An 11,478-nucleotide genomic window follows, 5' to 3' on the forward strand; every position below is an offset into this window, starting at 1 on the left:
CTAGTATGCACAATCTCATAGTGTTCCTGATAATAAAGATTGATGCCTGGTTTTCAATATAACTTCGACTCAGCTATCCTGACCTTTTTTGACAGTACACCCTTCAATATATTCTCAACAAGTAACTTCTTGAGTTTTCTTTGATTGCTTTAACCAGTATTAAGTATCTTTCATATAGATATATCTTTTGTGCGTGAAAATTCTAGATAGGAAACTTATTGTAACCTAACTGGATATATTTATACCATATCTGCTTTATACTAGAGTAATTGAGATAATTAAATAAATATCACTAAAATACTAAGATTCATGAAAAATAGCTGTTATAATTGATGCTTGACGATTTAATTTTTTAGTATTCTCCTGCAATAATATAGTGACTATTTTTAGACAAAAACATAAAACTAGAATCATATTTTAATTTTTTAACCCCTTTCAGTCACTTTTACCTTGCAAGGTTATGCTAAGAAAGGCATAATAAAGTTAAACTACTTGTATCGAATTTTATTTAGAAAGGACTGTTTTTATGCGCTCATTTGAAGCCGATCAAAATTTTATTAAGATTTTAGAAGCCGTGGTCCGCTTTGGCAGTCTCAGCAAGGCCGCCGAATACCTTTTTATTTCGCAGCCTTCCCTCAGCAAGAAGATTAAGCAGCAAGAAGATTCCTTAGGCGTTACTCTAATTGATCGGCGCCACCACCCCATTCGTTTGACTGAGGCTGGAGAATTTTACCTCTCGAATTTAAAGCGCTTAACCACTCAATACGCTGCTGTTTACCGTGATTTACAACGAATGTCAAGTTCCAATCATGGACAACTGTCTATTGGAGTAACCCAATCTCTAGGGCAAAAAATTTTGCCCTTGCTTTTACCTCAGTATCATAATGTTTATGAAGACGTAAAACTTACCATCTACGAAGATACTTCAGAAAACCACGAAAATCGTCTTATCAGAGAAAATCTCGATTTATATGTGGGAATCTTACCTATCTACCAGCCCGACATTCATTATGAAACTTTAGCGACTGAACCAGCCTGTTTAGTTATCCCTTACCGCCATCCCAAATTCGTCGCTGGACAAGCTATGAAAAAAATCAAAACAATTGGTCAAATTGAACCTTTCCTTAGAGAGTTTCCCTATATCAGTGCTAAAGAAAATGTTGGTTTTCAAAGACAGGTAACGACCACCTTAGCTGGGCAAGGAATTATCCCTGATAATATTCTTCAATCTAACAGCTTACCAACAATCGCTAAATTAGTCGAACGGGGCTTAGGGCTTCGATTATGCCTCAATCTGTCTTAAATTTAATTGATACTGAGGCGGTTAATATCTATCAACTACCAGCTGACAAACTCAGCTATACTTTGGTGGTGGCTTACAAGGATACCGTGGATTTAACTTCCCAAATGAAAGCTTTCATCCGTTTAGCCAAAGGAATCGGTCCCGCCTTGCTTAAATAAAAATTAATTATTTTTTTAAATCGTAATGGTAACCATTAAAGTCTAAATCAACGCATCTATTTAAATGTCTAAATCGTAATTACTTTTGACCTTTGTCTCAACCGCTTGACAAAGGTTTTTTTCTCCTTTAATCTTTAAAAAGTAATCATTACGAATCACGTAGATAAATTTTTAGAGGAGTTAAAAATGTTGAAAAAATTATCTTTAGCTTTAAGTTTAATTGTTACTATATGCTTTGGTCTAAGTCTTAATGCTTCTGCCCAAGCTGCTAAAACTCAGGTTATTACCACAACTGACTTCTATGGCGAAGTCGCCCAAGAAGTCCTTGGTTCCAAGGGAAAGGTAACTTCAATCATTAATAATCCTAGTACTGACCCCCATGACTTTGAGCCAACCACTAAAACTGCTAAGCAAGTAGCTCAAGCTGACCTTGTCATTTACAACGGTATCGGTTATGATAGTTGGGTTAAGAAACTTAATGGCAAGAAATACCTCGCTGTTGCTTCCCTAGTTGGAAAAAAAGATGGCGACAATGAACACATTTGGTATGATGTGCCCGCTATGATTTCCTTAACGGAAAAGTTAGCCACTTACTTCAGTAAAAAAGACGCTAAAAACGCTGACTACTACCAAAAAAATGCTCAAGCCTACATCAAAGAATTGAAGCAGCTTACCACTTTAGAAACAAACATCGCTAAGCAAGCTAAAGGACAAAAAGTAGCGGTTAGTGAACCTGTCTTTGACTATGCTTTAACTTCTATGGAATATAAAGTAGCCAACAAACACTTTGCTAAAGCTACGGAAGATGAAAGCGACCCTTCCTACTCTGACATTAAAAAGTTGCAAACTATGATTAATAAGAAGCAAATTGCCTTCTTTGTCCAAAATACTCAGTCTGATAGTAAGGTTATCGACAACATGGCTAAATTGTGTCAAGAAAATGACGTGCCAATTGTTAAAGTTACGGAAACCAAACCCAAAGGTAAAACCTACGTCCAATGGATGACACAAGAATTTAAACAAGTCCAAAAAATCCAAAATAACTAAATGCACCCGCAAATATCCGCAGATGTTTGCGGCTTTTGCATTCTGAAAGGAACCCACATGTCTACGTTACTAAAAGTTACCAATTTGACTATTGAGGTGGCTCATCGTCGCCTCTTTGAAAATCTTAACTTCGAATTACCAGCTAATGCCCTAACTTGTATTACCGGAGAAAACGGTGTCGGTAAAACAACTCTGGTTAAGCACCTCCTACGTGACCTTGACCTCAACTATACGAGCCACACAACTTGTCACCTTAAACGGAGCCAAGTCCAATATGTACCGCAACTACGTAACATTGATGATGACTATCCCCTTAGTATCCGTAGCTTTGTCCAATTAGGCTTTAAGTACCATTTTTGGCCTTGGCTTAATCAAGCAATGAAGGTTAAACTTGAACAAGTCTTAGCTGAGACCAACTTAACTAAAATTGCTAACCAACCTTTAGGGCATGCTTCAGGTGGGGAAAAACAACGCGCCTACCTCGCCCAAGCCCTCTGTGCTGATCCTAGTCTTTTAATTCTAGATGAAGCCACCGCTAGTTTAGACCGTTCTAGTAAGCACGAATTACTCAAATTACTCAAGCAAATCATGGCTGACCGGAACTTAACCATTCTCTTTATCACCCATGATCCTGAGTTAATTGCAGCTTATGCTGACTACGAATTAAACCTGGATAATCACACGGCCACGGTTACTAAGAAAGGATAATTAAGCAATGTTTACTTATGATTTTATGCGCTATGCCTTTATTGCTGGTATCTTTATTGCCCTAATTTGTGGGGTGATGGGCGTCTTCGTGGTAGCGCGTCAAACCTCATTTTTCACCCACACCCTCTCAGAAATTGGTTTCTCTGGAGCCTCTTTTGGAGTCTTCCTCGGAATCTCACCCTTAGCAGGCATGTTACTATTCACCTCCGCTAGTGCCATCTTAATTGGTCTTTCCGGTGAAAAGGTGGGGCGGCGCGAAGCTCTATCAGTGTTTTTTCCGGACTCTTTTTGGGACTAGGGATTCTCTTTTTATCTTTATCAGATAAACAATCTAGCTATGCCACTAGTATTTTATTTGGGAGCATTGTCGGTATTAATGAAAGTTCGCTTTACACTCTAGTGGGTCTTTCAGTGATTTTATTATTAGTTGTTTCCCTCATGTTTCGACCTTTAGCTTATAACTCCTTTGACGGTCAAGGAAGCGAATATAACCAACGCTATAACCGTTTAATTTCGATTATCTTCCTAGTACTCCTAGCATTAACCATCAGTGTGGCAGCTCAAATTGTGGGTTCACTTTTAATTTTTGTCCTCCTAACCATCCCAGCATCCGCCGCCAAATACTACACCCACACCATGGGAAAGATGATTAGTTTGGCTACCGGGTTTGCACTTTTTGGAATTTGGTTAGGCCTTTACCTTAGCTATTTAACTGATTTACCCGTCTCCTTTTTTATCACGGTTATTGAAGCTTTAATTTATGGCTCAGCCATTCTCAAGGAATACCGTAATAATCAACATAAATAATTCAGTCCCCACCTGGGGGCTTTTTTTGCGTCTAACTTTAGCTAGAAATTAATTATGTACTATGGTATATTATTCTCCGTAGGGGTAGGAAGCCTTGCGTAACGGGCCTATGGAACGGAATGTGAACATAGGCAGAATGGTCCATGACCGACGTTTGGTTTTCGCATTCACCATCATAATTGCATAAATTTTTTGGTGCTTGGTCTCCCCCACAAAAATTAATTTTTTTGGGAGATGTTACAATGACAAAATTCTTATCTTTTAAAGGGCCACAAATGAATGTTCGGACCTTAACCTTGGCTGCACTCTTAATCGCCTTAAACGTAGTATTAGGGAAACTATCTGTAGGGTCCGACACCGTCTTTAAAATCAGCCTCGGCTTTATCGCCACTGGCATGATTGGTTACTTTCTAGGTCCTTGGTGGGGCGGAGTTGCATGGTGGTTAAAGATCTAATCGCTAACACCATTTTTTCTTCAGGCTCGACCTTTTTCCTAGGCTTTACCTTTTCAGCCTTTGTCTCTGGTGTCATCGCAGGTATGATTTTGTACCAGCAAAAAGTCAGCCTCAAGCGTCTTTTCGCTTATGAATTTGTGCAAATTCTCGTGACCAATGTGTTCTTCACAACCTTGTGGATTAACATTTTATACACGACACCCTTTATACAGTTACTAACCGTCCGTTTACCCAAGGAAGTTATCTCTTGGCCTATTGAAGCCATCATTTTATTCCTGGTCTTACGCGCTGTTAGTCGCTTAAACTTACAACAAAAATCAGGCTATTAAAATAGAACCCGTCATACCAAGTTTGGTGTGACGGGTTCTTTTAAAATTATTTTTGCTTCTTGGCAGCAAGTACATATGGTAAGGCTAGGAAGAAAATAGCTCCAATCATGTTACCTAAACTTACCCAGAAAAGGTTGTAGCAAAGCCACCCAAAGTAATGTTTTGGCCCATAGGAGCTAATAAACCTGCCGTAATGACGGTCATATTAGCCACACTGTGTTCAAAACCGGTGGTGAAGAAAGCTAACAGACACCAGAAAACCATAATCAGTTTAGCTGCATCATTTTTGGTTTGGAAGCCAGACCAAACGGCCAAGCAAACAAGAATGTTACACAAAACCCCGCGAGCCAATAGGGCTTCAATTCCTAAGTGAGTTTTCATGAAAGCAGCGGCTGCTAAAGCTTTTGCCACTCCTTCAACTTGGAGACCACAAGCATTAAAAATCAAGCCAAAATTACCGCCCCGCAAAGGTTACCTAACCAACATACAAACCACAGATATAACGCGTCCAAGAATTTATTTTGCTTGGTGAAAAGGCCAACCCCTAAGACAAAGTTATTGCCTGTAAAGAGCTCTGCGCCAGCAATAATCACTAAACTCAAAGCCACCCCAAAGCAGAGTCCCATGATTAATTTGGTAGCTGGGATACCTTGTAATTGTCCACTTACGGTAAAGGATAGTAAAATCCCAAAACCAATGTACATACCAGCCAAGCAAGATAAGAGGAAGTAACCAAGTGGATTATTATGTAAAAGAGCTAACTTCTTATTAGCAGCTCCCTTAACTGCTTGAATTGATTCTTGATACATCAAACCACTCCTTTGTGTTATGTTTCACATTCATCCTACCACTTTTGTAGGCGATTTCACCATTCAATTTTCGTTATATTTTTGCCAGAAAAAAAACTCGTCCGACATGAACAAGTTTACTTCTTAATTATAGTTGACCAATTCCTCTTTGATAAGAATGATTGTAGACTGAGAAATCATGGTCATGAAGTTGTTTAGCAGCTTGCGCCGGCCAATTTGGTTGGGCAATTAATTCTCGCCCTACTTCAATTAAATCAGCTTGGTCGTTTTGGAGTAGATATTCTGCTAATTCAGGACTCTTAATTAGTCCTACCGCCGTTACTGGAATCTCAACTGCCGCTTTAATTTTAGCAGAAAAGTTTGCTTGATAACCACCATAAATTGGGAAATTTGGACTCAAAGGTAAGACCCCACCCGTTGAAATATCCAGGCAAGCTACTCCCAATTCTTCTAACCAACGGGCTATTGTTTGATAATCAGCCAGACTATTACCTTCTTGGGCATAAGAAGAAACAGATAAGCGCACCCAAATTGGTAACGAAACCGCTGCTTTAACTTCGGCCACCACTTCTTTTAAGAAACGGAAGCGCGCTGCCAAGGAACCACCATAAGCATCTTGACGGTGGTTGGTCATTGGTTCCAAAAATTGGTTAATTAAGTAGCCGTGAGCGCCATGCAATTGAAGCATGTCGTACCCGGCGGCTTCCGCCCGTTTAGCTGCAGCCACGAAAGCAGCCTTGACTTCTTCAATATCAGCTAAAGTCATTTCCTTGGGCGTCTTAAAGGAACCCTGGTCATCATAGTCTAACGCCGTTGGGGCTAATGGTTGCGTGGCATCTTTTGCCTTACGTCCGGCGTGGCACAATTGTACGCCGACTTTGGTACCGAGCTGGTGGAGTTCAGAAACCATCTTAGCCAAGGCTTGACCTTGAGCATCATTCCATAAACCGAGGTCATTTTTGGTGAGGCGACCTTCCGGAGTAACGGCCGTCGCCTCCTGGATAATCAGTCCCACGCCCCCAATAGCACGCGCTCCATAATGAGCGTGATGGAAACTCGTTGGTAAACCATCTTCAGCTTGCACATCATACATACACATAGGTGGCATAACTACCCGATTTTTCAAGTCTAAACCTGCAATTTGGACAGGTGAAAGTAATTTTGACATGATAATTTCCTCCATTTCAATTTACTTATTTATTATAAGTCTTTTCTTTAAACCACGCAAAATTATGCACAAACAACTCTAGTGAATTCAAACTATAGCTTAGCTTTGTATGATATAATGGAGTCCCTTGGCAGGGGCAAATAGTAATATTTTCCACGGTCCCTACTTTTAGGGGCTATTTTTTATGAGGTGATTTTTATGACAAATCAATTAAACCACATTTTTACAGCTATTAAGGCTGATTCGCAAAATCAAACTTATACTCAGGCTGGGATTAATCCGCTTTACTCTGCCTCACCTGAAGCTAGAATTCTTATTGTTGGACAAGCTCCTGGGCAAAAAGCCCAAGACAGTCAAATGGTCTGGAATGATAAAAGTGGGGACCGCCTTCGAGAGTGGCTTGGTGTGAGTCGCCAAGAATTTTATAACAATCATAAAATTGCTATTATGCCAATGGACTTTTACTTCCCGGGGCATGGTAAAAATGGTGACTTACCACCACGCAAAGGATTCGCGCAAAAGTGGCATCCCCAATTGCTCGCTGCCATGCCAAAGATTGAACTTGTAATTTTAGTCGGAGCCTACGCCAACAAGTACTACCTCAATCTCAAGAGTTCCGTCAAACTTACAGATGTAGTGCGAAACTATCAAAACTATCTCCCCCGCTACTTTCCTTTAGTTCACCCTTCGCCACGCAATCAAATTTGGTTGGCTAAGAATCCTTGGTTTGAAGCCCAGGTTATTCCTGAACTCCAGGCCTTAGTTAAGCGTATTTTACGGTAAAGAAAAAAGGACTGGCCGCTTGGTCAATCCTTATTATTCTAAATTTAATTTTGATTAGTTTTTGATTCAATAATGACAAAGCCATATTGCCCTAAACGATTTTCATTGTCAACCAAATTCTGACTTAAAATCAACTTAGTATTCTTAGGCAATTGGAAACGAATACTTCCTATTCCCAAGTTAAAGAGGACAAAAATCTTCTTATCACCAAAAGTCCGTATGAAACTAAAGTAGTTGTAACGGTTACTGTATTGGCTCCATTCGAAGTTCCCATCGGTTAATACGTCTGCGTACTCATGACGGAAATTATTTAAAAGACGTAAATAACGTTTCATCACATCATTTTGCTTTTCTTCTTCCCAGGAGAGGTTTTGCCGGTTGTTAGGTGCTTCCATCCCCGCCATTAATTGTTCTGTTCCATAAAGAACCACCGGAGTCCCAACTTGCAGATAATTAAAGGCCAAGATGGCCCGTAATAGTTGCGGATCATCATGAGCTTGACTCATTAAACGCGGACTCAGAGGAGTGTCTAACACATTAAACATTCCTTGGTTAGTTTGGCGACGGTTGCGTAAAAATTGAGCATTTAAAGCGGCAATAAATTCACCACTACTTTCTTCTTTTTCGCTAAAGTAACTCTTGATAACTTCCATATGTGGGTAGTTAACCGCCCCGTTAAAGACCGGTTGGCCGATATGATTTTGGGAGGTTTGAACATTTTCACTCAATAAGTAAATATCCGGCCGAATCTTCCGTAATTTCTTAGCGATTTTGGCTTGGAAAGCTTGAGGAATATCATCACCGTGCTCAAACGCCAAGCATCAATATCAAATTCTTTCACCCAGTAAGCCAAGACACCTAAAAGATAAGCTTGAACTTCTTCATTTTCCAAATTCAACATTGGCATATGAGGGTTATTAGCGAACATGGCATAACTAGCCTGCCGGGCGTAATTAGGGTCGACTTCCAAACTATAGGTTACTGGAAACTCATAAATCCTAAACCAACTAGCGAAACGGGAGTGGGCCCCATTTTTTCGCACATCTTGCCATTGTAAGGACGCATCACTTAAATAGTTAATCGTCGCTTCTAACATCACATGAATCCCCATTTCATGAGCTTTAGTTACTAATTGGGCCAGGTCTTCTTTCTCCCCCAAACTAGAGTCCACGTTAAAGAAGTCAATGGTGTCATACTTGTGGTTAGAGTAGGCTTTAAAAATTGGCGTCAAATCCAAACCGTTAAAACCTAAATCCGCAATGTAATCCAGATTTTGCACCAGACCTTGTAAGCTTCCATTTAAGCTGTTAGCTGATGGTTTTTGGTCGCTTAGTTCTTCAAGGGATACCTCTTTACCTTGGGCAAAACGGTCCGGAATTACTTGATACCAAGTTGTTTGTTTGAGCCAGCCAGGAATTGTTAAAACATCGCTGATATTTAAATAAGGCGTCCGGAAACCTTTAATGTTGGCCCGATTCTTTTCGCTATAGGTGGTTAATCGTCGGTCATCATAGAGATATTGACGGTCATCAGCACTCTTAATACGAAAGGCATATTCCAAGTGGCGGCTTTCAGGCACAGGTAAATCAACTTGCCAGTAGTCCGTTAAAACCCCTTTTAACTGGCGATGCATTGGTTTAGTTTGATACGTCCAAACCTCCTGATTATTTTGAGTTACACGGCGATCATAGGGATCACCGTAAAAAATTTCAATTGCTTTAATATTATTATGTTTAGCCCGCAAAGAAACACGCAGCACGTTCTCATTAATGAGGTAGGCCATTTCACTTGCAGGACGATGGATAACTGCAGATAATTCCATATTCGAACCTTCCTTGCTTTCCAGGCTATCATGATCCCTGAATTTTTCTCACTATCTTTAGAGTAATCCATTTACCCACCGCTATGCAAGCGCTAAAATAACTTTTGTAGTAGTTTTTTATAGTTTTCTTAAATTAAAGTAAAAATTATGTGTTTTCGATTAAAAAATAATTGACTTTAGCTTTTTATACTTTTAAAATTGAGTTGTTAGATTATATTACACGGTTCTTTGAGAAAGGATGTTTTTTGATGACATATGTTGATGAAGTATACCAACGCGTTGTGGACCAAAATCCTGCGCAACCAGAATTCCACCAAGCTGTCAAAGAAGTGCTTGACTCGCTTCGCCCTGTAATCGAAGCCAATGAAGCTCATTACCGCAAGGAAGCTTTACTGGAACGCATTACCACCTGACCGTCAAATACTCTTCCGCGTTCCTTGGATTGATGACCAAGGGCAAGTACAAGTTAATAACGGTTTCCGGGTACAATTTAACAATGCCATCGGCCCTTACAAAGGTGGGCTTCGTCTCCACCCTTCTGTAACATTGGGAACCATTAAATTCCTTGGCTTTGAACAAGTCTTCAAAAACTCCTTAACCACCTTACCAATCGGCGGAGGGAAAGGTGGTTCAGACTTTGATCCTAAGGGCAAGTCTGACCGTGAAATTATGGCCTTTTGTCAAAGTTTCATGACGGAACTTTACAAACATATCGGCCCGAATGTCGATGTTCCTGCCGGCGATATTGGAACTGGGGCTCGTGAAATCGGCTACCTTTACGGTCAATACAAACGCCTCCGTACAGCTTACGAAGGTGTATTAACTGGAAAAGGTTTGACCTTTGGGGGTTCCCTTGCACGAACAGAAGCAACTGGTTATGGTTTGCTTTACATTGTTAATGAATATCTCAAAGACCACAATGACAGTTTTACAGGCAAGACCGTGACCGTTTCTGGGGCTGGGAACGTGGCAATTTACGCGATTGAAAAAGCTCAAGAACTTGGTGCTAAAGTCGTAACTACCTCTGATTCAACCGGTTGGATTTACGATCCAGAAGGTATCGATGTGGCTCTCTTAAAAGAAGTTAAAGAAGTTAAACGGGCCCGGCTTACAGAATATGCTGCTGCTCGGCCATCAGCTGAATACCACGAAGGTCGTGGTGTCTGGAGCGTAAAAACTGACATTGCCTTACCATGTGCAACGCAAAACGAACTTCACCTTGAAGATGCCCAAACTTTAGTCGCTAATGGAGTTCAAGTCGTCGCTGAAGGAGCTAACATGCCAACTACACGCGAAGCAACTGACTTCCTTCAAGAAAATAAAATTGCTTTTCTCCCTGGTAAGGCTGCTAACGCTGGTGGGGTGGCTGTTTCTGCCCTCGAAATGAGTCAAAACTCTGAACGTCTGTCTTGGACTTTTGAAGAAGTTGACAGTAAATTACAAGCCATCATGGCCGATATCTACCAAAATATCTCTGCTGCCGCTAAGAAGTACGGCAAAGACGAAGATTATGTAGCTGGTGCTAACATTGCTGGATTCGAAAAGGTCGCTAATGCTATGGAAGCCCAAGGTATCGTTTAAAATTAAATTACAAAATAACAATGCGCCTTGTTGGAGGTGCATTTTTGTTATGTTTGCTACGAAAAAACTCCCAGAAAATTCGGGAGCTTTGTAGGAATTAAAAATGATAGAAAATTTAGCTATAGGATAATAGTGTAAAATATTTTTGCTTCGTGTCGATACATTTTCTTGAACCTTCACAAGAAGGCGGTTACAATGAAAAGGTAGAGTTGTGATAGTATTTCATATCATTGTTTATGGAAAGTAGGTGTTAAAACATGTGCTTCAAGAAATACACATTAACTATTTATTTTACATTGTCAGCAATTCTACTAACATTCCCAATAATTAATAATATAAAATTGTACTTATTTTTTATTATATTTAACTTTTTATTTTCCTTTAGTAGTGAATTTTTAATAAATAGAATTTTCCTATTTAATTCTGCAAAGTATAATTTTATTAAAGGAATCATAGGATTTGTACAGTTAATAATTTCAGTATCATTACTATTATTTATGTAATTTAC

At 39.8% G+C, this 11,478-nt stretch carries 11 protein-coding genes, 3 pseudogenes and 1 riboswitch; of the genes and pseudogenes, 8 read left to right on the forward strand and 6 right to left on the reverse strand.

Annotated elements, in window-relative coordinates; all coding sequences use genetic code 11:
* Positions 1–526: 526 nt before the first annotated feature.
* From JCM10991_RS06915 to JCM10991_RS13090, 6 genes and pseudogenes are all read left to right on the forward strand, one after another.
* Positions 527–1,303 (forward strand): LysR family transcriptional regulator, encoded by a 777-nt coding sequence (locus JCM10991_RS06915; protein ID WP_025020949.1) that lies wholly within the window; start codon positions 527–529, stop codon positions 1,301–1,303.
* The gene (locus JCM10991_RS15180) at positions 1,285–1,461 is read left to right on the forward strand and encodes a hypothetical protein (protein WP_155889596.1); all 177 of its coding nucleotides are present in this window, start codon (positions 1,285–1,287) and stop codon (positions 1,459–1,461) included. The genes JCM10991_RS06915 and JCM10991_RS15180 overlap by 19 nt, the downstream gene beginning before the upstream one ends.
* A gap of 186 nt (positions 1,462–1,647) precedes the next feature.
* A complete protein-coding gene (locus JCM10991_RS06925; RefSeq protein ID WP_025020950.1) occupies positions 1,648–2,508 on the forward strand; it encodes a metal ABC transporter solute-binding protein, Zn/Mn family in 861 nt (286 codons plus the stop codon).
* A gap of 57 nt (positions 2,509–2,565) precedes the next feature.
* Positions 2,566–3,216 (forward strand): ATP-binding cassette domain-containing protein, encoded by a 651-nt coding sequence (locus JCM10991_RS06930; protein WP_025020951.1) that lies wholly within the window; start codon positions 2,566–2,568, stop codon positions 3,214–3,216.
* A gap of 7 nt (positions 3,217–3,223) precedes the next feature.
* Positions 3,224–4,023 (forward strand): annotated as a pseudogene (locus JCM10991_RS13085) (metal ABC transporter permease).
* A 78-nt stretch (positions 4,024–4,101) separates the two neighbouring features.
* Positions 4,102–4,198, forward strand: a riboswitch (THF riboswitch).
* A gap of 67 nt (positions 4,199–4,265) precedes the next feature.
* Positions 4,266–4,807 (forward strand): annotated as a pseudogene (locus JCM10991_RS13090) (folate family ECF transporter S component).
* A gap of 120 nt (positions 4,808–4,927) precedes the next feature.
* On the opposite strand, the gene JCM10991_RS16585 reads toward JCM10991_RS13090, so the two are convergent.
* From JCM10991_RS16585 to JCM10991_RS06950, 3 genes are all read right to left on the reverse strand, one after another.
* Positions 4,928–5,254, reverse strand: coding sequence for a formate/nitrite transporter family protein (locus JCM10991_RS16585; RefSeq protein ID WP_439645936.1), 327 nt, complete (start codon positions 5,252–5,254; stop codon positions 4,928–4,930).
* Complete coding sequence (locus JCM10991_RS16590) at positions 5,251–5,616, reverse strand: formate/nitrite transporter family protein (RefSeq protein ID WP_439645937.1); 366 nt, start codon at positions 5,614–5,616, stop codon at positions 5,251–5,253. Before JCM10991_RS16590 ends, JCM10991_RS16585 begins: the two co-directional genes overlap by 4 nt.
* A 127-nt stretch (positions 5,617–5,743) precedes the next feature.
* Complete coding sequence (locus JCM10991_RS06950) at positions 5,744–6,784, reverse strand: oxidoreductase (protein ID WP_025020952.1); 1,041 nt, start codon at positions 6,782–6,784, stop codon at positions 5,744–5,746.
* A 198-nt stretch (positions 6,785–6,982) separates the two neighbouring features.
* Between JCM10991_RS06950 and JCM10991_RS06955 the strand changes: the two genes are divergently transcribed.
* On the forward strand, positions 6,983–7,567 hold the full coding sequence (locus JCM10991_RS06955; RefSeq protein ID WP_023859967.1) for a uracil-DNA glycosylase family protein: 585 nt from the start codon (positions 6,983–6,985) through the stop codon (positions 7,565–7,567).
* A gap of 44 nt (positions 7,568–7,611) precedes the next feature.
* Here the strand turns inward: JCM10991_RS06955 and JCM10991_RS16155 are convergent, their stop codons facing one another.
* Together JCM10991_RS16155 and JCM10991_RS16160 are read right to left on the reverse strand one after the other, a co-directional pair.
* Positions 7,612–8,385: an alpha-amylase family glycosyl hydrolase gene (locus JCM10991_RS16155; protein ID WP_155889597.1), complete on the reverse strand. Its 774-nt coding sequence runs from the start codon at positions 8,383–8,385 to the stop codon at positions 7,612–7,614.
* On the reverse strand, positions 8,292–9,389 hold the full coding sequence (locus JCM10991_RS16160; protein ID WP_025020955.1) for an alpha amylase N-terminal ig-like domain-containing protein: 1,098 nt from the start codon (positions 9,387–9,389) through the stop codon (positions 8,292–8,294). Before JCM10991_RS16160 ends, JCM10991_RS16155 begins: the two co-directional genes overlap by 94 nt.
* A 248-nt stretch (positions 9,390–9,637) precedes the next feature.
* Between JCM10991_RS16160 and gdhA the strand changes: the two are divergent.
* Positions 9,638–10,970, forward strand: a pseudogene (gene gdhA, locus JCM10991_RS13105) (NADP-specific glutamate dehydrogenase).
* A gap of 286 nt (positions 10,971–11,256) precedes the next feature.
* On the opposite strand, the gene JCM10991_RS15770 reads toward gdhA, so the two are convergent.
* Positions 11,257–11,478, reverse strand: a 222-nt coding sequence (locus JCM10991_RS15770) for a hypothetical protein (protein WP_035188301.1), incomplete at its 5' end; no start/stop codon positions are given.

Source organism: Ligilactobacillus equi DSM 15833 = JCM 10991, assembly GCF_000615765.1.
Taxonomy (GTDB): domain Bacteria; phylum Bacillota; class Bacilli; order Lactobacillales; family Lactobacillaceae; genus Ligilactobacillus; species Ligilactobacillus equi.